22 protein-coding genes are annotated in these 23656 nt (G+C 39.5%); 10 read left to right on the forward strand and 12 right to left on the reverse strand.

All coding sequences use genetic code 11. The annotated features are described in order from the left end of the window. Positions 1-3: 3 nt before the first annotated feature. Genes PMAL9190_RS03165 through PMAL9190_RS03180 form a run of 4 tightly spaced genes read left to right on the forward strand, consistent with a single transcriptional unit; the run spans position 4 to position 3661 of the window. Positions 4-966, forward strand: coding sequence for an ABC transporter permease (locus PMAL9190_RS03165; protein ID WP_087843878.1), 963 nt, complete (start codon positions 4-6; stop codon positions 964-966). After that, complete coding sequence (gene sapC, locus PMAL9190_RS03170) at positions 953-1840, forward strand: putrescine export ABC transporter permease SapC (protein WP_087843879.1); 888 nt, start codon at positions 953-955, stop codon at positions 1838-1840. Before PMAL9190_RS03165 ends, sapC begins: the two co-directional genes overlap by 14 nt. 1 nt (position 1841) lies before the next feature. After that, on the forward strand, positions 1842-2840 hold the full coding sequence (locus PMAL9190_RS03175; protein ID WP_087843880.1) for a peptide ABC transporter ATP-binding protein: 999 nt from the start codon (positions 1842-1844) through the stop codon (positions 2838-2840). Next, on the forward strand, positions 2837-3661 hold the full coding sequence (locus tag PMAL9190_RS03180; RefSeq protein ID WP_087843881.1) for a peptide ABC transporter ATP-binding protein: 825 nt from the start codon (positions 2837-2839) through the stop codon (positions 3659-3661). The genes PMAL9190_RS03175 and PMAL9190_RS03180 overlap by 4 nt, the downstream gene beginning before the upstream one ends. Positions 3662-3737: 76 nt before the next feature. Here the strand turns inward: PMAL9190_RS03180 and pyrF are convergent, their stop codons facing one another. From pyrF to aroA, 7 genes are all read right to left on the reverse strand, one after another. Continuing rightward, complete coding sequence (gene pyrF, locus PMAL9190_RS03185) at positions 3738-4448, reverse strand: orotidine-5'-phosphate decarboxylase (protein WP_087843882.1); 711 nt, start codon at positions 4446-4448, stop codon at positions 3738-3740. Positions 4449-4596: 148 nt separating this feature from the next. Beyond that, positions 4597-5766, reverse strand: a complete 1170-nt coding sequence (lapB, locus tag PMAL9190_RS03190; RefSeq protein WP_087843883.1) for a lipopolysaccharide assembly protein LapB — start codon at positions 5764-5766, stop codon at positions 4597-4599. Between the two features lie 6 nt (positions 5767-5772). Continuing rightward, on the reverse strand, positions 5773-6057 hold the full coding sequence (locus PMAL9190_RS03195) for a LapA family protein (RefSeq protein WP_036795300.1): 285 nt from the start codon (positions 6055-6057) through the stop codon (positions 5773-5775). Positions 6058-6185: 128 nt separating this feature from the next. After that, entirely contained in the window at positions 6186-6476 is a 291-nt protein-coding gene (gene ihfB, locus PMAL9190_RS03200; RefSeq protein ID WP_036795301.1) for an integration host factor subunit beta, read from the reverse strand. Between the two features lie 81 nt (positions 6477-6557). Continuing rightward, positions 6558-8228, reverse strand: coding sequence for a 30S ribosomal protein S1 (gene rpsA, locus PMAL9190_RS03205; protein WP_060996598.1), 1671 nt, complete (start codon positions 8226-8228; stop codon positions 6558-6560). 123 nt (positions 8229-8351) lie between these two features. Then, on the reverse strand, positions 8352-9029 hold the full coding sequence (gene cmk, locus PMAL9190_RS03210) for a (d)CMP kinase (RefSeq protein ID WP_087843884.1): 678 nt from the start codon (positions 9027-9029) through the stop codon (positions 8352-8354). A gap of 212 nt (positions 9030-9241) precedes the next feature. Beyond that, entirely contained in the window at positions 9242-10522 is a 1281-nt protein-coding gene (gene aroA, locus PMAL9190_RS03215) for a 3-phosphoshikimate 1-carboxyvinyltransferase (protein WP_087843885.1), read from the reverse strand. Between the two features lie 173 nt (positions 10523-10695). Here aroA and PMAL9190_RS03220 point away from each other — a divergent pair, with 173 nt between their 5' ends. Then, positions 10696-11124 carry a nucleotide triphosphate diphosphatase NUDT15 gene (locus PMAL9190_RS03220; protein WP_087843886.1) on the forward strand — a complete coding sequence of 143 codons (429 nt, stop codon included), beginning with the start codon at positions 10696-10698 and terminating at the stop codon, positions 11122-11124. A gap of 78 nt (positions 11125-11202) precedes the next feature. Here PMAL9190_RS03220 and PMAL9190_RS03225 read toward each other — a convergent pair whose 3' ends face one another. Continuing rightward, on the reverse strand, positions 11203-12351 hold the full coding sequence (locus PMAL9190_RS03225) for a DUF5666 domain-containing protein (protein ID WP_087843887.1): 1149 nt from the start codon (positions 12349-12351) through the stop codon (positions 11203-11205). Positions 12352-12451: 100 nt separating this feature from the next. Here PMAL9190_RS03225 and PMAL9190_RS03230 point away from each other — a divergent pair, with 100 nt between their 5' ends. The 3 genes from PMAL9190_RS03230 to PMAL9190_RS03240 are packed head-to-tail and all read left to right on the forward strand — an operon-like array spanning position 12452 to position 14882. After that, entirely contained in the window at positions 12452-13123 is a 672-nt protein-coding gene (locus PMAL9190_RS03230; RefSeq protein ID WP_087843888.1) for a response regulator transcription factor, read from the forward strand. Continuing rightward, positions 13092-14342, forward strand: coding sequence for a sensor histidine kinase (locus tag PMAL9190_RS03235; RefSeq protein ID WP_087843889.1), 1251 nt, complete (start codon positions 13092-13094; stop codon positions 14340-14342). The genes PMAL9190_RS03230 and PMAL9190_RS03235 overlap by 32 nt, the downstream gene beginning before the upstream one ends. A gap of 15 nt (positions 14343-14357) precedes the next feature. Next, positions 14358-14882, forward strand: coding sequence for a lipocalin family protein (locus tag PMAL9190_RS03240; protein WP_087843890.1), 525 nt, complete (start codon positions 14358-14360; stop codon positions 14880-14882). A gap of 56 nt (positions 14883-14938) precedes the next feature. Here the strand turns inward: PMAL9190_RS03240 and PMAL9190_RS03245 are convergent, their stop codons facing one another. The 4 genes from PMAL9190_RS03245 to gyrA form a co-directional block, all read right to left on the reverse strand. Next, positions 14939-15664 (reverse strand): sulfite exporter TauE/SafE family protein, encoded by a 726-nt coding sequence (locus tag PMAL9190_RS03245; protein WP_087843891.1) that lies wholly within the window; start codon positions 15662-15664, stop codon positions 14939-14941. A gap of 97 nt (positions 15665-15761) precedes the next feature. Next, positions 15762-17795: an EAL domain-containing protein gene (locus PMAL9190_RS03250; protein ID WP_087843892.1), complete on the reverse strand. Its 2034-nt coding sequence runs from the start codon at positions 17793-17795 to the stop codon at positions 15762-15764. Positions 17796-17957: 162 nt separating this feature from the next. Beyond that, positions 17958-19040 carry a 3-phosphoserine/phosphohydroxythreonine transaminase gene (gene serC / locus PMAL9190_RS03255; protein ID WP_087843893.1) on the reverse strand — a complete coding sequence of 361 codons (1083 nt, stop codon included), beginning with the start codon at positions 19038-19040 and terminating at the stop codon, positions 17958-17960. 267 nt (positions 19041-19307) lie between these two features. Beyond that, positions 19308-21974, reverse strand: a complete 2667-nt coding sequence (gene gyrA, locus PMAL9190_RS03260; protein WP_087843894.1) for a DNA topoisomerase (ATP-hydrolyzing) subunit A — start codon at positions 21972-21974, stop codon at positions 19308-19310. A gap of 460 nt (positions 21975-22434) precedes the next feature. Between gyrA and PMAL9190_RS20160 the strand changes: the two genes are divergently transcribed. Together PMAL9190_RS20160 and ubiG are read left to right on the forward strand one after the other, a co-directional pair. Next, entirely contained in the window at positions 22435-22605 is a 171-nt protein-coding gene (locus PMAL9190_RS20160) for a hypothetical protein (protein ID WP_159458351.1), read from the forward strand. A 161-nt stretch (positions 22606-22766) separates the two neighbouring features. Beyond that, positions 22767-23477, forward strand: coding sequence for a bifunctional 2-polyprenyl-6-hydroxyphenol methylase/3-demethylubiquinol 3-O-methyltransferase UbiG (ubiG, locus tag PMAL9190_RS03265; RefSeq protein ID WP_087843895.1), 711 nt, complete (start codon positions 22767-22769; stop codon positions 23475-23477). Positions 23478-23656: the final 179 nt, after the last annotated feature.

The raw sequence follows: 23656 nt of genomic DNA on the forward strand, positions 1-23656 counted from the left end.
AGTATGTTTATCTACACTATACGTCGCTTAAATCTGTTTGTTATTACATTACTCATTCTAACGATTGTGAGTTTCAGCATTTTAAGGCTTGATACCCAATTGCAGTGGGCTTACGAACCCTTTTGGCAAGGTTGGCTTATTTACCTCCAAAACTTGCTTACAGGGAACTTAGGGATTAGTGCAACCGGAATACCGATGAGTACCGAAATACTCAAAGTTTTTCCAGCAACATTAGAACTGTGCTTTTTCGCGTTTATCCTATCTTTAGTCGTTGGTATTCCGTTAGGAACAATTGCTGGTGTTCGCCGTGGACGCTCTATTGATACGGTAATAAGTTCGATTACATTATTGGGCTACTCTATTCCGTTGTTTTGGCTAGCAATGTTACTTATCTTATTGTTTTCACTTAACTTAGGTTGGCTACCCGTTTCTGGACGCTACAGCTTATTATACCAATTTAACCACGTAACAGGTTTTGCCCTGATCGATATTTTATTGTCAGATAAACCTTATCGTATGGAAGCTTTCTTTGATGCCGTTAAGCATCTTGTGCTACCAACGATCGTATTAGCGATGGCGCCTACCACAGAGGTAATTCGTTTAACACGCGCATCAATTGCTGAGGTTATGACCAAAAACTATATTAAAGTCGCACAGACAAAAGGCCTTTCAACCTTTGAAATTGTCCGCCGTCACGGTATGAAAAATGCGATTCCACCTATCATTCCTAAGCTTGGAATGCAGTTTGCAGCAATGATGACATTTGCCATGCTAACCGAATCTATTTTCAACTGGCCGGGTATTGGCCGCTGGCTACTCAACGCAATTGCAGCCCAAAACTATGTCGCCATTCAAGCCGGTGTCATTACTGTCGGCAGCTTTATTTTATTAGCCAATATTTTATCTGATGTTGTTGGTGCAATTGTGAATCCACTGGTAAGGAAGGAATGGTATGCCATCAAATAGCGTTTACCAAGAAGCCACGATTCCGACCCAATGGGAACGGTCATGGCAAAATTTTCGTGCAAATTCATTAGCCATGTTTGGTTTGTGGAGCTTATTAGCACTATTGTTAATTACTATAAATGCGCGTTGGTTAGCCCCTTATTCAGCAATAGAACAAGTTGGCGAACTCCTCATGCCGCCATCATGGGATAACTCTGGCCATGTCTCATTCTTTTTTGGCACTGACGATCTTGGACGTGATATTTTATCGCGATTATTAATCGGTAGTCAGTTAACCTTTGGCTACGCCCTATTAGTTGCCCTAGCATCAAGTGCAATTGGACTATTAATTGGTATTTTAGCCGGCATGAGCAGTGGTCTAAAATCGAGCCTTCTTAACCATATTTTAGACACGGTGTTATCTATTCCTTCATTACTACTAGCAATCATTGTTGTTGCATATATGGGGCCTGGAGAAACACATATTTTACTCGCTATTTGGTTAGCACTCATTCCACGCTTTATTCGTGCTATATATACCGCCGTTCACGAAGAAGTTGCTAAAGACTATATTATTGCAGCGCGTCTTGATGGCGCTAATAACTTTTATCTGCTCTATAACTCGATTCTGCCTAATATTCTAACCACAATTACCACTGAAATGACACGCGCTATCTCTGTGGCAATTATGGATATTGCAGCACTCGGTTTTCTGGGTTTAGGTGCACAAGCCCCTTTACCAGAATGGGGAGCAATGCTCGGTGATTCAATCGATCTTATTTATCTCGCACCATGGACAGTCACCCTGCCCGGGCTTGCGATTATGTTTAGTGTCTTAGTCGTTAACTTAGTCGGTGATGGTATGCGCCAAGCACTTAACGCAGGAATTGATTAACATGCCATTACTTGATATACGAAACCTCACCATAGAAATCGATACCCCTCAAGGTATGGTAAAAGCGGTTGATCGCATGAGTCTCACCATTAATGAAAGTGAGATTCGAGGGCTAGTAGGTGAATCAGGCTCAGGTAAGAGTTTGGTTGCTAAAGCTATTGCTGGCGTGTGTAAAGATAACTGGCGCGTTAACGCTGACCGCATGCGTTTAGGGGATGTTGATTTATTAGCATTATCACCACGTCAACGGCGTAAAATTGTTAGCCGTGAAATTGCGATGATTTTTCAAGAACCATCAACCTGTCTTGATCCCTCTGAGCGCATTGGTGAGCAATTAGAAGAGGCAATACCATCATCATCATTTAATGGTCATATTTGGCAGCGTTTTCATTGGCGTCAAAAACAAGCCATTGCTTTACTGCATAAAGTCGGTATTAAAGAGCATAAACGCGTTATGCGCAGTTATCCTTACGAATTAACCGATGGTGAATGTCAAAAAGTGATGATTGCGATGGCAATCGCTAACCAGCCTCGATTATTGATTGCTGATGAACCAACCAACGATCTTGATCCGATTACTCAGGCACAAATTTTTCGACTACTAAGTCGCATGAACCAACTAGGCAACACTACTATCTTATTGGTTAGCCACGATTTAAACACCGTGACTCAATGGGCTGATCGGATCACCGTGATGTATTGTGGGCAATCGGTAGAATCAGGCACCTCAAAGCAATTGCTAGAGCTTCCTCATCACCCTTACACAGCGGCATTAATGCGGGCAATGCCTGATTTTTCAATGGATGTCAGCCATAAATGTAAACTAGAAACACTGCCTGGCTCAATTCCCCCGCTGCAGCATTTACCCATTGGCTGTCGTTTAGGACCACGTTGTCCCTACGCACAACGAAAATGTGTTGAAGTACCTCAACGTCAAAAAATTAAAAGTCATAAATTTAGCTGTCATTTTCCGCTAAATATGAAGGATGACAACAAATGAGTTCATTACTTGAAGTTGAAAACCTAAAAAAAGATTACCATTATCGCTCAGGGTTATTTCGCCGTCGTACGATTGAAGCAGTAAAACCCGTCTCTTTTCACCTTGAAGCTGGTGAAACAATAGCGCTGCTAGGGGAAAACGGTTCAGGAAAATCTACATTAGCAAAAATGTTAGCAGGCGTGATCACGCCAACCGAAGGTATTGTGCGCGTCAATGGTGAACAACTACATCACCATGATTATCAAACCCGCTGTAAGCTAATACGAATGATTTTCCAAGATCCTAATACCGCTTTAAATCCACGGATTCAAATTGGTCGTATTCTAGAAGGTCCGTTAAAGCGTAATACTAACATGACGCCACAAGCCCGCGAAAAACGCATCATGGATACACTTAAGCGCGTAGGGTTATTACCTGAACATGCTTATTTTTATCCACAAATGCTGGCAACAGGCCAAAAGCAACGTGTATCTTTAGCTCGAGCACTGATTCTTCAGCCATGTATTATCGTTGCAGATGAAGCGTTAAACGGACTTGATATGTCAATGCGCTCTCAGATGATAAACCTATTATTAGAGCTGCAAGAAGAAATGGGATTATCTTATATCTATGTGTCACAACACATGGGAGTAATAAAACATTTCAGCGACAAAGTGATGGTGATGCAAGACGGTGAAGTGGTCGAAAAAGGCCGAACAGCAAATGTATTTGAAAATCCAAAACACTCATTGACTCAAAAGCTGCTTGATAGTCACTTTAGCTCACCCACACGAGAAAAAAGTGGTCAAATACTTAACAGTACACCAAAAATAAGCTACTAATAATAAAACTAAACGCCAGCATAATTACCCATTAGCGTAAAAATGCTGGCGTTATCGTTTGCTTAATCGTTAAAAATTAAGCCAGTGTTTTATTAATTGCAGCCAATACAGCAGCAGGATCACTTGCTTGAGTAATTGGACGGCCAATAACTAAATAATCAGAGCCAGCTGCCATCGCTTCAACAGGTGTCATTACACGGCGCTGATCACCAGCTTCACTGCCAACAGGACGAATACCTGGTGTTACCAACTTAAATTGTTGACCAAGTTGCGCTTTTAGCAAACTCGCTTCTTGCGCTGAGCACACCACACCATCAAGGCCACTGTTTTTAGTCAATGTTGCTAAATTCAGTACTTGTTGCTGAGGCTGGCATGAAATACCAATACCGGCTAAATCATTAGCTTCCATACTGGTTAATACTGTTACACCAATTAATAGTGGGCGATCTTTACCATAAGGTTCTAAGATTTCACGCGATGCGGTCATCATTCGCTCACCACCACTGGCATGCACATTAACCATCCATACACCTAGCTCTGCAGCAGCCTTTACCGCTTTTGAACACGTGTTTGGAATATCATGAAATTTTAAATCCAAAAATACAGAATGACCACGATCATGTAACTGACGTACAAAATCAGGGCCAAAAAAGGTGAACATCTCTTTGCCGACTTTTAAACGGCAACTTCCCGGCTCAATACGATCGACAAAAGCGAGTGCCTCATTATGATTATCATAATCAAGGGCAACGATTACTTTAGGGTCTGTTACTTTAGCGTCTAGCATTGAGGCTCCTATTATGTCTAAATACATCCATTGTGCGGTAATCCCAACCGCCGGCAGGATTCTACATTAATTGATTAAATTTGGTAGCTACAACTACAAAAAAACCAGTACATTACTGCACTGGTTCTAAAAAGGTATCTGATGGTATTTATTCACCATCAAGTCCTCGAATCGGTTTTATTTGTCCCCAGCTCTTGCACGATGGACACTGCCAATATAAAGCATGGGTAGCAAAACCACATTGACGACAACGATAGCGCGGTTTTACTTTCAGCTGCTCACCCACTAAATGCCGTAAGCTAGTTAAACTTTCTTTAGCACGGCCTTCTTCTGCTTCATCAAGGTGATACTCCATCAACTGATAAAAGCCTTTCATGGTTGGATTCTTTTGCAGCTGGCGCGTCATAAATGATTGTGCTGTCACAGCCCCTTCATTTTTAGCAATTTCATCAGCAAGCATTAACTCTGCACTTGCCCCTGCTTTTTGCTCAACACAGTGTTGTAAGTATTTTAGCCATGCATTTTGATTATGCATCGCTTCATAACACTCAAGTAGCAATGGTAAAGCTTCACCAACAAACTCAATATCTTGATCTGAGATCCGTTCTAAAATTTTAGCTGCTTGTTTATATTCTTGTTGTTTGACTAAAATTTTAGCCATTGCAATCGAAGCTCGAACACAATGCTTATCAACTGAGAGGGCTTTTTTTAATAGCTGAATCGCTTTATCTTGATTTTGCGCGCTCAACTCCAGCATAGAGAGTTCACACCAATAATGGGCGATATCATGCTTGAGCTTGGTTTTACCTAATTTTACTAATTGAGTAGCCATTTCAATGGCTTTTTCCCACTCGCGTGTTTGCTGGTAAATCGCTAATAACTGCTGTAATGCTGATTTTCGATAATCAGGCTCATCCAACAACTGCTCAAAAATACGCTCAGCACGATCAAAAAAACCGGCAGCCATATAATCTTTAGCTAATTGTTGTAATGATAAATTACGCTGTTCAATAGATAAGTTAGGCCTTGCTATCAAATTTTGGTGAATACGAATGGCGCGATCGACCTCTCCTCTGCTGCGGAATAGATTACCGAGAGCAAGATGAGTATCAATAGTTTCACTGTCAACCTGAAGCAACTCAATGAACAGGTCTACTGCTTTATCAGACTCATCTGATAACAGCATATTAAGACCTGTTACATATTGGCGAGATAAGTGGTCAGACTTTTCTTGCTTTTGGTTACTTGCGCTCCTGTTACCCATATACCAACCATAGGCAGCTGCAATAGGTAAAAGTAGGAACAACAATTCAAGCATTAATTCTTATTCCTTAATAGGCTTAGCACGAAGCTGATCAAGCTCTTGTTGTTGCTTGGTTACTTTCTTCATTAGACGATTTTTAGCAAAGCGCGCTTTAAGATATAAAGTACCACAAATTACCCAACCAATAACAAAACCAGCACCAAATGCTGTGCCTAATAGCGTAGAAAGTTGGAATTCACCCTGAGCGATTAAATAATCAAAACTAACCATTATTTGATTTTGAGCACCAAGAGCCAGAGTGATTAAAAAGGCAGCTACTAGAACAATAATTCCTAAAATCTTCATCGTGAATCCTCTCACTAAATCTAAATTATAATTACTGATTATGCAGTAATTTTACTGATCAAACCATGATCTATAGACATAAAAAAACGGCATACCGAGAGTATGCCGTTTTTTTGTTCTATTCGCGGTTAAGCAGCTATTGATGCATTAACACGGTCACGTAATTCTTTTCCAGGTTTGAAGTGAGGTACGTACTTGCCGTCCAACTCAACTTTATCACCTGTCTTTGGATTACGACCAACGCGAGGAGCACGGTAATGCAAAGAGAAGCTACCAAAGCCACGGATCTCAATGCGATCACCTTCTGCAAGTGTGTTCGCCATATGTTCAAGAATATCCTTGATTGCATCTTCTACCTGTTTGGCAGAAAGATGTGTTTGTTGACTGCATAGTCTTTCAATTAATTCAGACTTTGTCATAAACACTCCGTTTTAGTAAGTTTCTCAATAGTATAGCCGTTTAGAGGGAAAAAGCTAAAGCGATTTCCCTCCAATGCTCAATTATTCGCCTTTAGCAGCTTTGAAAGCGTCAGCCATAGCGTTACCAAACGCAGCATCGTCTGCTTTGTTTAGTGTAGCCATTGCTTCTTGCTCTTCAGCAACGTCTTTAGCACGTACAGAAAGGTTGATTACGCGGTTCTTACGGTCAACGCCAGTGAACTTAGATTCAATAGAGTCGCCAACAGAAAGAATTAGAGTTGCGTCTTCAACACGGTCTACAGATGCTTCAGAAGCGCGTAGGTAACCTTCAACACCTTCAGCTAGCTCAACAGTTGCGCCTTTAGCGTCAACAGCAATAACTTTACCAGTTACTAGAGCACCTTTCTTAGTGTCAGCTACGAAGCTGTTGAATGGGTCTTCTTCGATTTGCTTAACGCCTAGAGAGATACGCTCACGCTCTGCGTCAACTGCAAGAACTACTGCAGAAATTTCGTCGCCTTTCTTGAAGTCACGAACTGCGTCTTCACCAGAAACATTCCAAGAAATGTCAGATAGGTGAACTAGACCGTCGATGCCGCCTTCAAGACCGATGAAGATACCGAAATCAGTGATTGACTTGATCTTACCAGTTACTTTGTCGCCCTTAGCTTGCATTTCTGCAAATGACTGCCATGGGTTCGCTTTACACTGCTTAAGACCTAGAGAGATACGACGACGCTCTTCGTCGATATCAAGAACCATAACTTCAACTTCGTCGCCCACGTTAACAACTTTAGATGGGTGGATGTTTTTGTTAGTCCAATCCATTTCAGAAACGTGTACTAGACCTTCAACGCCTTCTTCGATTTCAACGAAGCAGCCGTAGTCAGTTAGGTTAGTTACGCGGCCAGTAAGCTTAGTGCTTTCTGGGTAACGCTTAGCGATTGCAACCCATGGATCTTCGCCAAGTTGCTTAAGACCTAGTGATACGCGAGTACGCTCACGGTCGAACTTAAGTACTTTAACGTTGATTTCATCGCCAACATTAACGATTTCAGAAGGGTGCTTAACACGCTTCCAAGCCATGTCAGTGATGTGTAGAAGACCGTCAACACCGCCAAGATCAACGAATGCGCCGTAGTCAGTAAGGTTCTTAACGATACCTTTAACTTCCATGCCTTCTTGTAGAGAAGCAAGTAGCTCATCACGCTCTACGCTGTTCTCAGATTCGATAACTGCGCGACGTGAAACAACAACGTTGTTACGCTTCTGGTCAAGCTTGATTACTTTGAACTCAAGTTCTTTGTTTTCTAGGTGAGCAGTGTCACGAACTGGACGTACGTCTACTAGTGAACCTGGTAGGAACGCACGGATGCCGTTAAGTTCAACTGTGAAGCCGCCCTTAACTTTACCGTTGATGATACCAACAACTGTTTCAGCATCTTCATAAGCTTTTTCAAGCTGGATCCAAGCTTCGTGACGCTTAGCTTTCTCACGAGAAAGTTTAGTTTCACCAAAACCATCTTCGATCGCGTCAAGAGCAACGTCAACCTGAGCGCCAACTTCGATTTCTAGTTCGCCAGCAGCGTTCTTGAATTCTTCAGCAGGGATAGATGACTCAGATTTTAGACCAGCGTCAACTAGTACGTAACCGTTTTCGATAGCGATTACAGTACCTTTAACGATTGCACCTGGGCGAGTTTCAACTTGGTTTAGCGACTCTTCAAAGAGTTGAGCAAAAGATTCAGTCATTTAATTAATCTTCAATATGATAAACAACCATGGGTATCCTACCGCATGGGGTTGATAATAAAGTCAGTTATCATCCATGACACCGACGTTATTTAGCCACTTATGCAGCTAAATATGGATTCTTTATTTTAGCTTAGCATCAACATATGCCAAGACTTTTTCTAGTACTTGTTCAATCGACATTTCAGTCGAATCAAGCACTAAAGCGTCATCTGCAGGACGTAAAGGCGCTACGGCACGATTGCGATCGCGGTAGTCTCGCTCCTGGATTTCACTTAAAAGGCTGCTAAAGCTAACATCTAAGCCTTTTTTTTGCAACTGATTCATACGACGAGTTGCACGTTCTTCGGCACTGGCGTCTAAGAAAATTTTCACTTCAGCAGATGTGAATACCACCGTGCCCATATCTCGACCATCAGCCACTAAGCCTGGTTGCTCACTAAATGCACGCTGACGACGTAATAAAGCTTCACGTACTCGCGGTAATGCGGCAACTTTAGAGGCAGCATTGCCTACTTTTTCAGTACGAAGTGTATTTGAAACGTCTTCGCCTTCAAGAATAACTCGAACCAACTCACCTTCAGCAACAAACTGAACATCAAGATGTGCAGCCAGTGGCACTAAAGCATCCTCTGATTCAGTATCTACACCATGATGAAGTGCTGCAAGTGCAAGAACACGGTAAATCGCACCAGAATCGAGCAGATTCCAGCCAAGTTTTTCTGCCAATAGCATACATAGTGTGCCTTTGCCGGCGCCACTTGGCCCATCAACAGTAATGACTGGAGCATGAGTAGACATAAGTTTTCTCCGAATATGTATCCGTAATAGCAGTAACTTAACCCAAATTAAGGTTAGCCATCAAACGGTGGTGCATTATACGGAAAAAAATCTTAAATTTATAGAGTTATTACCTTTCAATACGACCTTTTTACACCAATTAAAAAGCCTGATGCAATCACATCAGGCTAGTACTACTGTAAACTTAAATATCAACAATCGAACAATAAAAACTAAACACTTAAGCCCTGAAGCTTAGTAAAATAATCAGGAAAAGTTTTTGAGGTACATTTAGGATCATTAATTGTTACAGGAGTATCACTTAAAGCCACCAGCGAAAAACACATTGCCATACGATGATCATCATAAGTGTCAATTTGAGCATGGTTCAATGTTGTTGGTGGTGTAATAGTAATATAATCACTGCCCTCTTCAACTATTGCGCCAACTTTACGTAATTCAGTCGCCATAGCAGCTAAGCGATCTGTTTCTTTCACACGCCAGTTGTAAACATTACGAATCGATGTTGTGCCTTTAGCGAATAATGCCGTTGTTGCAATTGTCATTGCCGCATCAGGTATGTGATTAAAATCCATATCAACAGCAGTTAATTCACCACAACGTGCAATAACATAATCATCGCCCCACTCGATATCAGCCCCCATTGCAGCCAATGCATCTGCAAATTGAATATCACCCTGAATACTCTTTTTACCAATACCGGTAACTTTCACTGCACCGCCTTTAATCGCAGCTGCAGCTAAGAAATACGACGCCGAAGAAGCATCGCCTTCAACCAATAAGTCGCCAGGGGAAACATAGCTTTGATTACCTCGAACGACGAACTGTTGATAATTATGATTGTCAACTTCAACCCCAAACTGGGCCATAATATGTAGCGTAATATCAATATAAGGTTTTGATACTAAATCACCTTTAATACTAATTACAGTATCAGCTTGCGCTAAAGGTGCAGCCATTAAGAAAGCAGTTAAAAACTGACTTGATATCGAGCCATCAATTTCAACTTCACCGCCTTGCAGACCAGTACCAATAATCTTTAAGGGTGGGTAGTTTTCATTCTCAAGATAGGCAATATCTGCACCAGCACTACGGAGCGCATCAACAAGGTGACCAATTGGGCGCTCTTTCATGCGCGGTTCACCGGTTAGTGTATATTCACCAGCCCCTAGGCATAGTGCGGCAGCTAAAGGACGCATTGCCGTGCCAGCATTACCTAAATATAACTCAAGCGGCTTTGACGAGCTAAAGGCCTGACCTAAACCATCAACTTCACATTCTGTTTTATCGGCAGATAAACGATAATTAACCCCAAGTTGCTTTAATCCATTAAGCATATGGCGAATATCATCGCTATCTAATAAGTTAGTTAGCCGTGTAGTTCCTTTCGCTAATGCTGCTAATAATAAAGCACGATTCGATACACTTTTTGAACCCGGTAGGTTCACTTCACCGTTAACTTTGGCAATCGGCGCTAGGGTTAAACTTTCCATTGATTATTCTTCCAATCCTAATTTTTCTTATCTAGCAGAGTACCCAATAATGTCACAGTTATCTAGCGGCAGTTTTTTTAGTATTTGATAACTTGGTTTAATATTGTTCCACCATCAGCACAGTAATTACGGTAAAGTAGTAAAATATGACAACGGTGAATATTGGAGTAAGAATGAGTGCCGTAACACCGATGGTTGGAATTGGAATTATTATTGTAAACCAGCAAGGACAAATATTAATCGGTAAACGTAAAAATAGTCATGCACCGTATTACTCGATTCCAGGTGGCCATATGGAGTTAGGTGAGACGTTTAGCCAATGTGCTATTCGTGAAGTAGAAGAAGAAACCGGGCTAACTATTTACGAACCACAAGTGATTGCTGTAACGAATAACCTCGCCACCTATCACGAATCCGGTAAACATTATATTAGTGTCGCTCTACTCGCGACACAATTTAGCGGTCAATTAACCTTAAAAGAACCGGATAAATGCGAGGGATGGTTATGGGTTGATCCGACTCAAGTGCCCTCACCACAATTTGATGCAAGTGAACAATCAATTCAGTGCTATTTAGAACAACAATTTTGCATTAATGACTAATCACCATCAATAAAAAATCGAAACTCTTAAATACCTCAAGCGTCTTAAATATAAGAGACGCTTGAGGTTCGAGGTTATTTAATCATCTTCACGCTCGATTTCACGTGCAACGTTTTTACCGTTAATGATTACCCCCTCAACTTCAACACGGAAGCCACCGATATTATCTTTATTTAAACCATCATCAAACTCAGTGTAAGCATCAATATAGATCTTTCGTTGATTTAAACCAATAGTAAACATACCTTCACTATCGACGTTTGATGCAATACCTTTGTATTCAAATTCATGCCAAGAGTCACCAAAATCACCATCGAAATCATTTTCAAATTCAATCTCGCGCGCGATGCCGTTCAGTGCTGTAACTTCAATCCTCACTCCAACATTTAAGTTAGCTTTAGTGCCATCTTCAAAGCGAGTGACTCCTGTCACCATAAATCGACCACGGGCATTTAACTCAAACTGGCTTTTATCACGGCTAACCCAGGTTACAACACCTTCAATTTCATTGTCATTATCAAAATCATCATAGGTTTCGACTTCAACTTCCGCGGCATTAAAGGTGTTACCACTCATTTGACCTTTTACTTCAACCCACTGACCATTTTGCAATTTCGTATTATCTTCAATTACGGCACCGCTATAATCAACGTTAGTTGCAGCACCTAATACAAATGATTTAACGTTCGAATCTAGTGCTGATAAGCGCCCTTCAACTTCATACTGCCCAACAATACCCTCATGCTCAAATTTCACGACTGAAAGTACTTTATAGCCAAGGCCAGCGTCAGTTGCTTGTGGTAGCGATGACACCATCACCCAATCGCCAACGTCAATATGTTGATTAAGGCGGAACTTTAATGTCGCACCATTAACAACAAATGTTGACTTAGCACGATCAATATTTGTAACCCTACCCACCATGGTTGGTTCTAATTGAACTTGTGCCCCGACTTTTGATGAAGTAGAAACAGCAACCATCATGTCTTGTTGAAGATCATTAATTGTAAACTGGGTATCTGTACCATACGCGACTGACGCTACATTATAACTGTGACCATTAACTTCTATCGTATTAGCGCCAACATTAACGGCATTAATTGTACCTTGAACAGCTTGTGGTTTTGTCTCAACAGGTGGTTGAGGTGCTGCACTATCATCACCGCCGCCACCGCCACAACCAGTAACAACGAGACCAATTAATGTCGCCAATGTGATTTTCTTCATGAATACAAACCTTTTTATGAACAAATTATGAATATTGTTTTATTGGAGCGTATACTACTGCCTCAAACGTGAAGTATTCGTGAAGAGCGAAATAAAAAAGATGAAAATTCTTATTGTTGATGATAATCATCAGATTGTTGAAACGATTGCAGATTACTTAGAGCTAGAAGGTATAACTGCTGATTGTGCTTATCATGGCCAAGCAGCACTCTCTTTTATTGAAAATAACCATTATGACGTCATCATTATGGATATTATGATGCCTAAAATAGATGGTATTGTGGCCGTTCAAAAAATCCGTAATGATCTCTACTGCGGTACGCCAATTTTGTTCTTAACCGCCAAAGATACTCTTGAAGACAAAGTTGCTGCATTTAAAGCAGGTGGTGATGATTACTTATTAAAGCCATTTGCAATGGAAGAACTGTGCTTACGCTTATATGCTTTAGCTAATAGAGGTCCAAGACAAGACATTGGCCTATTAAAATTCGCTGATATTGTAATGAATAACCGCAGTGATGAAGTCAGTCGCGATGGAAAAATCATTAAGTTAAGCCGGATTCAATTTAAAATACTCAAAGTATTACTGCATCATGCCCCCAATATTGTTAGTCGTCAGCAAGTAATCGATGCTGTTTGGGGCGATGAATCCCCGTCTAGTGATGCCCTACGCAGCCATATCTATGGATTACGAAATGCGATTGATAAAGATTTTGCCACTTCACGATTAGAGACCATTCATGGACAAGGTTACCGTATCAAAGCAGCATAATTTCCCCAGCATTTATCGTAAAGTCGGTTTAAGCTTTGGATTAATGACATTTGGCATGTTTGTTCTATTCTGGGTTGTTATCTATATCGCAGAAAACCAATTAGAAGTAATTAGCCTTCATCATTGGTTAGACAAAGAATCAAGCCAATATGTTATCGACTATAAAGAAATGGGTGATAACGCTCCACTGCCTAATAACAGTGAGTTTAAAAGTTACTGGAGTGAAAAATCATTACCAAATTGGTTAAAAAAATATAATCAACCCGGCTTTTTTGAACATCTGCGCGGCACTGAGGATAAACATTTTTTAGTATTTGATCATCCCTCAGGAAGAGGGTTGATGTATGTTATTTATCAAGATGATGCTGATGATTACCTTGATGATTATGAAGATAGTCTCCATTATTTCACGTTTATTTTTGGGCTATTACTCTCATTAATCATGGGGGGATACAGCTTTTATTTTGTACGTTCTTTATCACAGCCATTAGCGAAAATAGATCAGAAAATTCGCCAAATGCCACCAGATCAACCCTCTTTTGAGGTTGAAACCCAGTACCGGGAAACTCGTGAAATTGAACAAGCATTACTTGATAGTAAAAATAATATTGCTGGATTTTTTCAACGTGAAAAAGAATTTAGCCGTTTTGCATCTCATGAACTGCGTACACCAATCATGATTATTCAGGGATCGACAGATTTACTCAATAAAGTCCCTAATCAACCCAATGTCGCTAAAAAAGCCATTAATCGATTACATCAAGCCAGTGATGATATGCGGATTCTAACTGAAACTTTTCTATTATTAGGCAAAGAGTCAATTGAGGGGCATCATTTTACTCAATGCCATCTTGCCGATCAGCTACATCAGCAATTAGTGGTTATGGAACCTTTATTTGCCAAACAGGATGCAAGCTACTATCTTGAGATTAATCACGCCGCAACGATTAATGCGCCGCTCAGTTTTATTACTATTATTATTAATAATCTAATCAAAAATGCATTTAGCTATAGTATTGGAGATATAGAAATAAAATTAACCCATGATCGCTTAACAATCATCAATCGCCATGATGGTAATGAAATTTATAACCAAGGTTATGGGTGTGGATTAGTGATTGTGCAACGTATTTGTGAGCGTATGCAGTGGCCATTCACGATAACTGATAACGAGGTTACTTTTACCGCCGAGGTCACTTTTTCACATCCACAAGCATAAGTTAAGGAATAATGGATGCCTACTTATATTAAATGGTTTTATTGTATTTGTTGCTTGAGTCTACTAACTGGCTGTACAACTGGTAAGCCTAATAACGTTGAACCTATTACACATTTTGATGTAAATCGCTATTTAGGCCAATGGTATGAAATAGCAAGATTAGATCATAGCTTTGAACGCGGTTTAGAACAGGTAACGGCCACTTATAGTTTAAATCCAGACAAGAGTATTAAAGTGATTAATCGAGGCTTTAATATTACCGACCAGCAATGGCAACAAGCACAGGGTAAAGCAAAATTTGTCGAACAGCCTAATATTGGCCATCTAAAAGTATCCTTCTTTGGGCCTTTTTATGGTAGCTATATTATCTTTGCGCTTGAAAAGGATTATTCTGCAGCATTGGTGAGCAGCTATAATTATGACTATTTATGGATTTTAGCACGCAACAAAACCCTCTCCTCAACAGTACTTAATAAATATCTTACTCTTGCACAACAAGCAGGGTTTAATACCGATAAATTAATTTACCCTCAACAGTAACATCGCTATTTTTATGTTCAATAACAGCTTAATTTGCAATATAAGCTGCTATTGTTCTAACTAAACACATGTAAACCTTGTGATAATGAAACGACTGCAGATAAAGAGCATAGTACTAATACGCCGTATTGCATCACCTGCTTTTTAATTTTATGACGAACACGAAATGCAATAACACTGGCAATAATAGGTGCAGGCAGTAGCCAAATAATGCTAGTAAAATCAACCATCGTAAACCGTCCAGAATAATGCAACGCAATCAATGAAATAATATTGGTTAAACAGAAAAAAGCCGCCAAATTAGCACGAATAGTTTCTGGTTCTTCATTCTGCATTAATAAAGCAATTGGTGGGCCGCCAATACCGGTCGCAGTACCTGTCACACCTGAAATTAAACCGCCAATAAATAAATTAATTGATGTTGGCGCTAATCGTAATTTCGCTAAACTTAAAATTACCGCTGCTAAAACTGTAACTCCCAACATGATTTCTAATTGATCGGTAGTGATTACCATCAGAACATAAGCAGCAATCAGTGTTCCTGGTAGTCGCCCCAAAAAAGCAAAAATTAAAAACCGCAATGATAAAGCATGCCGATATTGATACCACACAATTGCCGACATAAACATGCCGATAACAACAATCGCACTCGGCATTAACCGTGGCTCAAGCATCAAAATAAATGGTCCAGCAACGACTCCCATGCCAAAACCAAGTGTACTTTGGATAAAACATCCACCAATAAAAACTAATAAACAAACAAAAAAGATAAGTGGATCCATAACATTCTTATACAGTGAAAGAGTGTCAGTGATCCTACTCTTTATTTTTACTCATAAAGTAAAAACCACACCATAAAAATGAAATATTACATTGCAACTACACTACAAAATCATTACTAGATTCAGTTACTGTTTTCGACCACGTTAATGCATCATCAAGTGGCATCGGTTTAGCAAAATAAAAACCTTGGCAGATATCAATACCACACTGTTTGACAAATTGTTTTTCGGCTCGAGTTTCAACCCCTTCAGCAACCAAAACACAACCGGTTACTTCACTGATTTTTGCTAATAATTGATATAAATTTCTCTCGCGTTCATTGTCAATATTAAAAAGTAATGAACGATCTAACTTTACTTTATCAAAGTTAAACTTGAGTAAATGTGGAAAAGAAGCATAACCTGAACCAAAGTCATCAATCGCAACAGTTATCCCTAATGCTTGTAATACAGCAATATTTTCAGAAACCAGCTTATCATTATCAATAATAGCTTCTTCTGTGATCTCTATTTCTAAGTTTAATGGTGAAATGTTATAAAAACTCAACCGCTCAACAATGTAAGCCACGATATGTTTATCTGAAATGGTTTCTGTTGAGATATTAATAGCTACTTTGCAATTAAGTGTTAATGGCATTTTTTGCATGTCGACCAACACTAAATCAATGACCATTTTATCAAGTTGTTTCATCGCACCTAATTGCTGAAAGTCTTGAATAAAGAGTGGCGGTAATAGTTTACCATCTGAATCTTTATAACGAATAAGTGATTCAAAAGAGAAACCTGGATTATTATTCAAATAGATTTGAGGCTGATAATACATGACAAATTCACCGTGACTCAGCATTCGGCTGACACGACGGCTAATATCATGCTTACTTATATAGCTAGTCATTGCTTGAGTAACATCACCTAAAAATAATTTTAGTGTACTACGGCCTAATTCATGCTGCCGGCTTATAGCCATATTATTGCTTTCGCTTTGTCCAACGAAATGTAAATAAAATGGTCGATAAATAGCAATGCCAATAATAACTACCACCAGCTGTAATACCACTCCAGAAAAACTGTGCTGAGTAGCAATATAACCACTAATCAATGGCGGTGTCATCCAATCAACAATGGTACTCACAGGGTTTACCAATCCAATCGTCATTGCGCTATACACAACTACAAAACTCACTAATGGTACAAATACAAAAGGAACAATTAATATAGGATTAAAAATAATGGGTAAACCAAATAACAACAGCTCATTAATATTAAAAATGACTAACGGTAATGCCGATAACGCTAATGTAATATGCCTTCTTTCTTTTGAAAATAATAATACACATAATAATAAACTTATGGTATTTCCTGAGCCTCCAATTGATAAAAAAGCATCATAAAAACCCTGCCCTAGTATATTTAAAGCAGCGTCTCCAGCTTGCCAATCGGCAATATTTTGCTGAGTATTTTCAAATAACTGTTGTTTTGCTCTGAATAGAAAGTTATGACCGTTTATACCAATGGCCCCTAATAAGCCTAAAACAAATTGATAGGCTAAACCACCATAAAAAGTCAATGGATTGAGAGAGATATCATGGCGAACGTCTCTACTTAACTCGATAATAATCGTTGTGAATTTTGCTAAAAAAACAGTTAACAGAAGAAAACAAAAAAAGTGTAATACATGTTTATAAAGCGTACTTACAAAGTCAATTCGAGATGGATCTAATGGAAAAAGACGAAAAGAAATACAGCAGATTGCAGAAATCATTGCAGCGAGTAAGGCAATCAACGGATTATTAGGTAATCCTGTCTGTGCTGATACTAATGCATTAGGCACTGATACTGCAATGAAGAGTAGTAATGAATATGGTACAACCACCATTGCATTTACGCCATGCTTTGTAGCGATATAATAACTAGTGATCAAACATAATGCTATCGGGTAGATACCAATTAAGAGATTAGAAAAATAAAAGAAGATATTAGCTAAATCGCTAAATTTAACCCAATTTAAGCCGTAACCAACAAATAACGTAATCGCATTACAAATAATCAGAGGCAGTAATAATAAAAATACAACTGAAATATCACGAATATATTCGTTGTAATATGATTTTAATACTGGGCTTTTGCGCATATATTCACATAACAAGAGAAATGAATGCTAGATTATATATATCAAATATTAATGCTCAATCAAAAACATTGTAACTAGATATTATTTTGATGCTTTTTATAAAAAAAAATACACACTCGCTGTGTGTATTTTTATTAATGATAACCAAAACTTTTGTTTTAATTAGGCGTTATTTTTTTCAAACATTAGCATAAAGTCAACTAACGCTTGTACACCTTCTAATGGCATCGCATTATAAATAGAAGCACGCATACCACCTACCACACGATGCCCTTTCAATGCTTTTAATCCTGCAGTATCTGCTTGAGCTAAAAATACATCATCCAGTTCGGGATTTTTCAATTGAAATGGTACATTCATCACTGAGCGATTATCAGCATGAACGTCATTAATGTAGAAATCAGAATGATCGATAAAATCATATAATAATTTTGCTTTTGCTAAATTACGCTGCTCCATTGCAGCAACGCCACCAACACTTTTAAGCCATTTAAACACTTCACCCGCTAAATACCATGCAAAGGTAGGTGGCGTATTAAACATCGATTCTTTATCAACTAAAACGGTATAGTCTAAAATACTCGGTAGGATTGATTTTGCTTTACCTAATAAATCATCACGCACAATAACAATCGTTAATCCCGCAGGACCAATATTTTTTTGAGCGCCCGCATAAATGACGCCATATTTAGACACATCAATTTGACGTGATAAAATAGTTGAAGACATATCAGCGACAATAGGTTTATCGGTAATAGGTAAGTCACGGATTTCTATGCCATCAATGGTTTCATTAGGACAAAAATGCACAAAGGCTGCATCTTCTGAAAGCGTCCACTCACTGGCAGGTAAAATAGCCTTTTTACCGTCTTTAACGTAAGTAATATCAACACTGTTTGGTTGGCAATATTTCGATGCTTCTTCTATAGCACTGTGTGCCCAAAAACCACCATCCATATAATCGGCTGTTTCAGCATCACCTAAAAGGTTTAACGGTACTGCTGCAAATTGACCTCGCGCACCACCATGACAGAACAGTACATGGTAATTAGCGGGTATATTGAGTAGTTCACGTAGATCTCGTTCTGACTGAGCGGCAACCGCAAGAAATTCTTTACTACGATGGCTTATTTCCATAACGGAAGTGCCTAACCCCTGCCAGTTAATGAATTCTTGCTGGGCTTGCGCCATTACATCAGCGGGGATCATTGCCGGTCCGGCACAAAAGTTATAAACCTTATCCATAATGTTGTACTTGCTCCTGCTCGAGTTACAAAATAAAAAGTGACTACTTCATAAAGCTAATAACACCATACGTTATACTGCTTTTAGCATTACAAAACAGACATTAACAATAAATCTCAACATTGTGATAGAGATCATTTATTTATTTTTACACCTTTATTGCGCAACTTTAAAGGTTTAATTCAAGATTCCTTAGCTTATCAATATGAAGATAAAAAAAACGCAGCTCAATGGCTGCGTTTTATTTAGAATAAAGCCCTATAAGACTTATTCTTGCTCGGTTGAATCACCTGATTCTGCGTCTGTTGCTGGTTGTTCTGTATTTGCAACAGCTTCACCATCAACTAATTCTGCATCGTCAATTAATTCTACTTCAGCAGGCTCATCAATACGTTGTAGGCCAACAACTTTTTCATCTTCGGCTGTACGAATAAGCGTCACACCTTGAGTATTACGACCAACACGGCTAACTTCAGCAACACGAGTACGAACCAGTGTGCCACCGTTGGTGATCATCATAAACTCATCGCCCTCTTCAGCTTGAACAGCACCAACTACGCTACCGTTACGCTCAGAGACTTTAATTGATACCACACCTTGCGTTGCACGGCTCTTTGCCGGGTACTCAGCAAGCTCAGTACGCTTACCGTAACCATTTTCAGTTACTGTAAGAATATCACCTTCATTGTGTGGAACAATTAACGAAACAACTTTATCGCCTTCAGCAAGCTTGATACCACGAACACCAGCTGCTGTACGGCCCATACCACGAACACCGCCTTTCGCGTTGCCTTCAGCATCAATCACCGGGCTTTCGTAGAAACGTACTACTTTACCAAATGCCGAGAACAGCATGATATCGCAATCGCCGTCAGTTACGTCAACACCGATCAATGAATCGCCTTCACGTAGGTTAACCGCAATGATACCGGCACTACGAGGACGACTAAAGTCAGTTAATGGTGTTTTCTTAACAGTACCATCAGCTGTTGCCATGAAGACAAACTTATCTTCACTGTATTCACCTACAGGAAGAATAGCGGTAATACGCTCATTTTCTTCAAGCGGTAGAATATTCACAATAGGCTTACCACGTGCTGTACGACTTGCTAATGGTAATTGATATACCTTCAACCAGTACATACGACCGCGGCTAGAGAAACATAGAATCGTGTCATGGGTATTAGCAACCAACAAACGTTCAATGAAGTCTTCTTCCTTCATGCGCGTTGCTGCTTTACCTTTACCGCCACGACGTTGTGCTTCGTAGTCGCTTAAAACTTGGTACTTAACATAACCTTCGTGAGAAAGCGTAACAACAACATCTTCTTTAGTGATCAGATCTTCTAAATCGATGTCGTTACTTGCCGCAGTGATTTCAGTACGGCGCTCGTCACTAAACTGATCTTTAACTAGCTCTAATTCTTCACGGATCACTTCCATCAAACGCTCAGAGCTAGATAGAATGAACATTAGTTCAGCGATTTCATCAAGTAGCGCTTTGTATTCTTCAAGGATCTTTTCGTGCTCAAGGCCCGTTAGCTTGTGCAGACGTAGATCAAGAATCGCTTGAGCTTGTTGCTCAGTTAAATAGTATTGATTATCACGAATACCAAACTGCTCTTCTAGCCAGTCTGGACGCGCGGCATCGGTACCGGCACGCTCAAGCATTGCTGCAACGTTACCTAACTGCCAACCACGAGCAACTAAAGCTGCTTTAGCTTCTGCTGGTGTATTTGTTTGACGAATTAATTCAATAATTTCATCAATATTCGCTAGTGCAAGAGCCAAACCTTCAAGGATATGAGCACGATCACGCGCTTTGCGCAATTCGTAAATAGTACGACGCGTCACCACTTCACGGCGGTGATTAACGAAGCACTTAATCATTTCTTTAAGGTTAAAGATCTTAGGTTGGCCATTATCAAGCGCAACCATGTTGATACCAAATGTGGTTTGTAATTGAGTTTGAGCATAAAGATTGTTTAAAACAACTTCACCAACTGCATCACGCTTACATTCGATAACAATACGCATACCGTCTTTGTCAGACTCATCGCGTAGTGCACTAATTCCTTCAACTTTCTTATCTTTAACAAGCTCGGCAATTTTTTCAATTAAGCGCGCTTTGTTAACTTGGTATGGAATCTCATGAACAATAATGGTTTCACGACCATTTTTTTCAGTTTCGATTTCAGCTTTGGCTCGCATGTAAACTTTACCGCGACCAGTATGATAAGCGTCAACGATACCTTTACGGCCATTGATCATTGCAGCTGTTGGGAAGTCAGGACCTGGAATATATTCCATTAGCTGATCAATGGTGATGTTCTCATCATTAATATAAGCTAAACAGCCATTAATCACTTCGCCAAGGTTATGAGGTGGTATATTCGTTGCCATACCAACCGCAATACCAGAAGAACCGTTCACTAATAAGTTAGGGATCTTTGTTGGTAAAACTGCTGGTATTTGCTCGGTTCCATCATAGTTAGGAACGTAATCAACCGTTTCTTTGTCTAAGTCAGCCAATAATTCATGGGCAATTTTAGACATACGGACTTCGGTATAACGCATCGCAGCGGCAGAGTCGCCATCGATTGAACCGAAGTTACCTTGACCATCTACGAGCATGTAGCGTAATGAAAACGGTTGTGCCATACGTACAATAGTATCGTATACAGCACTATCACCATGTGGGTGATACTTACCGATAACATCACCTACCACACGGGCAGATTTCTTATATGCTTTATTCCAGTCATTGCCTAGCACATTCATCGCGAATAAAACGCGGCGGTGCACAGGCTTAAGGCCATCACGCACATCAGGAAGAGCACGACCAACGATAACTGACATCGCGTAGTCGAGATAAGAGCTTTTCAGCTCCTCTTCTATATTTATGGGCGTGATCTCTTTTGCAAGATCGCTCATGGAGCCAATATCCCTCAGGTAATTTCTGTCGTATTTTTATACGTGCAAGGTGCAATAATATAGCATATTTCAGCCTAAATAGACCACCTTTCACGACTTATGTTATGAGTAATTTAGCGGAATTTAAAGAAAACAGAAACAAACATCGTCACATCTGTGGATTAACCGCACTCCACTGTTTATTTATTGCTCATTATACTGACCACCTACACTACTCTCTTTTAACCTACAGAGTGTGTAACCATTTGTAAAAATAAGATGTAACACAGTTTTATAGGTGGAATGGCTTAAAATTAACAAAATAAAATCAAAAATGCGACATTTGACCATTTATCTATCATCATAATTGCACACACTATATAAACTATTTGTTATTGCGCTAAAGGGCCTATTTCGCAATAACGAATATATTGATGTTTAAAATAACGCCAACGTTACATTAAACATTCCGAGCTTGTTAATGCATAAACTTACTGAGGATAAAGTAATGGGTGCAGCTATTAACATAATTGGTCTATCAATCATTATAGGTAAATACATTTTAATGCTCATTCTTGCTATTACTACTGTGTTTGGCGGTATGTTCACACCAGAACTGATTCCAACCACAATAAATGGTTTTAATGAGTAATACTTCATTTCGCCAAGTAGCATAATTGTACTTGGCGACCATATACTTTTGTTATTATCAATATCCTCTTCTCAATCAGCGTTTATCGCAGTTATCCTTTGCAACTAGCGCTTTATTTCGCATAATAGTGACTATCAATTAAGGAAAATGGCCCCACAATCATGACCAAATCACGCAATGTTGACCTTGCAGAAATCGAAAAATTTGAACAAATAGCCTCACGCTGGTGGGATCTAGACGGCGAATTTAAGCCACTTCATCAAATTAATCCGTTACGCTTAAATTACATCATTGATAATGCTAATGGCTTATTTGGCAAAAAAGTACTTGATGTTGGTTGTGGTGGTGGCATTTTAGCCGAAAGTATGGCGATTGAAGGGGCTAATGTTACTGGCCTTGATATGGGCAAAGAGCCATTAATGGTAGCAAAATTACATGCTTTAGAGACCGGCACTAAACTTGATTATGTTCAATCTACAGCAGAAGAACATGCAGAGCATCACCATCAAACTTACGATGTCGTCACATGTATGGAAATGCTAGAACATGTGCCTGATCCTGCATCAGTGATTGCTGCATGTGCCAAAATGGTAAAACCTGGCGGACATGTTTTCTTCTCAACGTTAAATCGCAATATTAAATCGTATTTGTTTGCCATTGTTGGTGCAGAATATGTCATGAAATTAGTTCCCAAAGGAACACATGACCATCAAAAATTTATTCGTCCATCAGAATTAATGGCGATGATTGATCATACACCACTACAAGATCGTCATATTATTGGACTTCACTACAATCCGCTCACCAACAGCTATAGTCTGGGTAATAACGTTGATGTGAATTATATCGTTCATACCATCAAGCCATTGTAGGCAACCCAAAGCGAATATTAAAGGAGATGACTTTATCTCCTTTTAGCTACATAGTGCTAACAAATGCAATTCTATCTAAGATTTTCAAATCAAAAAAAATCAATAAGATCAAGGGCTATTAACACTTTATTTAGTTAAAAAACCACCATTTTCTTAGTTCAAATTCGCAGCTAAAAAGC

It is taken from the genome of Photobacterium malacitanum (assembly GCF_900185615.1).
Classification (GTDB): domain Bacteria; phylum Pseudomonadota; class Gammaproteobacteria; order Enterobacterales; family Vibrionaceae; genus Photobacterium; species Photobacterium malacitanum.

Coding starts and splice junctions, on each gene's coding strand:
- PMAL9190_RS03235 (WP_087843889.1), top strand. CDS start 13,092: ATGGACAAGGTTACCGTATCAAAGCAGCATAATTTCCCCAGCATTTAT.
- pyrF (WP_087843882.1), bottom strand. CDS start 4,448: ATGCTAGACGCTAAAGTAACAGACCCTAAAGTAATCGTTGCCCTTGAT.
- PMAL9190_RS03225 (WP_087843887.1), bottom strand. CDS start 12,351: ATGAAGAAAATCACATTGGCGACATTAATTGGTCTCGTTGTTACTGGT.
- PMAL9190_RS03175 (WP_087843880.1), top strand. CDS start 1,842: ATGCCATTACTTGATATACGAAACCTCACCATAGAAATCGATACCCCT.
- serC (WP_087843893.1), bottom strand. CDS start 19,040: ATGGATAAGGTTTATAACTTTTGTGCCGGACCGGCAATGATCCCCGCT.
- rpsA (WP_060996598.1), bottom strand. CDS start 8,228: ATGACTGAATCTTTTGCTCAACTCTTTGAAGAGTCGCTAAACCAAGTT.
- PMAL9190_RS03195 (WP_036795300.1), bottom strand. CDS start 6,057: ATGAAGATTTTAGGAATTATTGTTCTAGTAGCTGCCTTTTTAATCACT.
- ubiG (WP_087843895.1), top strand. CDS start 22,767: ATGACCAAATCACGCAATGTTGACCTTGCAGAAATCGAAAAATTTGAA.
- PMAL9190_RS20160 (WP_159458351.1), top strand. CDS start 22,435: ATGCATAAACTTACTGAGGATAAAGTAATGGGTGCAGCTATTAACATA.
- ihfB (WP_036795301.1), bottom strand. CDS start 6,476: ATGACAAAGTCTGAATTAATTGAAAGACTATGCAGTCAACAAACACAT.
- PMAL9190_RS03165 (WP_087843878.1), top strand. CDS start 4: ATGTTTATCTACACTATACGTCGCTTAAATCTGTTTGTTATTACATTA.
- sapC (WP_087843879.1), top strand. CDS start 953: ATGCCATCAAATAGCGTTTACCAAGAAGCCACGATTCCGACCCAATGG.
- lapB (WP_087843883.1), bottom strand. CDS start 5,766: ATGCTTGAATTGTTGTTCCTACTTTTACCTATTGCAGCTGCCTATGGT.
- PMAL9190_RS03180 (WP_087843881.1), top strand. CDS start 2,837: ATGAGTTCATTACTTGAAGTTGAAAACCTAAAAAAAGATTACCATTAT.
- aroA (WP_087843885.1), bottom strand. CDS start 10,522: ATGGAAAGTTTAACCCTAGCGCCGATTGCCAAAGTTAACGGTGAAGTG.
- PMAL9190_RS03240 (WP_087843890.1), top strand. CDS start 14,358: ATGCCTACTTATATTAAATGGTTTTATTGTATTTGTTGCTTGAGTCTA.
- cmk (WP_087843884.1), bottom strand. CDS start 9,029: ATGTCTACTCATGCTCCAGTCATTACTGTTGATGGGCCAAGTGGCGCC.
- PMAL9190_RS03220 (WP_087843886.1), top strand. CDS start 10,696: ATGAGTGCCGTAACACCGATGGTTGGAATTGGAATTATTATTGTAAAC.
- PMAL9190_RS03250 (WP_087843892.1), bottom strand. CDS start 17,795: ATGCGCAAAAGCCCAGTATTAAAATCATATTACAACGAATATATTCGT.
- PMAL9190_RS03245 (WP_087843891.1), bottom strand. CDS start 15,664: ATGGATCCACTTATCTTTTTTGTTTGTTTATTAGTTTTTATTGGTGGA.
- PMAL9190_RS03230 (WP_087843888.1), top strand. CDS start 12,452: ATGAAAATTCTTATTGTTGATGATAATCATCAGATTGTTGAAACGATT.
- gyrA (WP_087843894.1), bottom strand. CDS start 21,974: ATGAGCGATCTTGCAAAAGAGATCACGCCCATAAATATAGAAGAGGAG.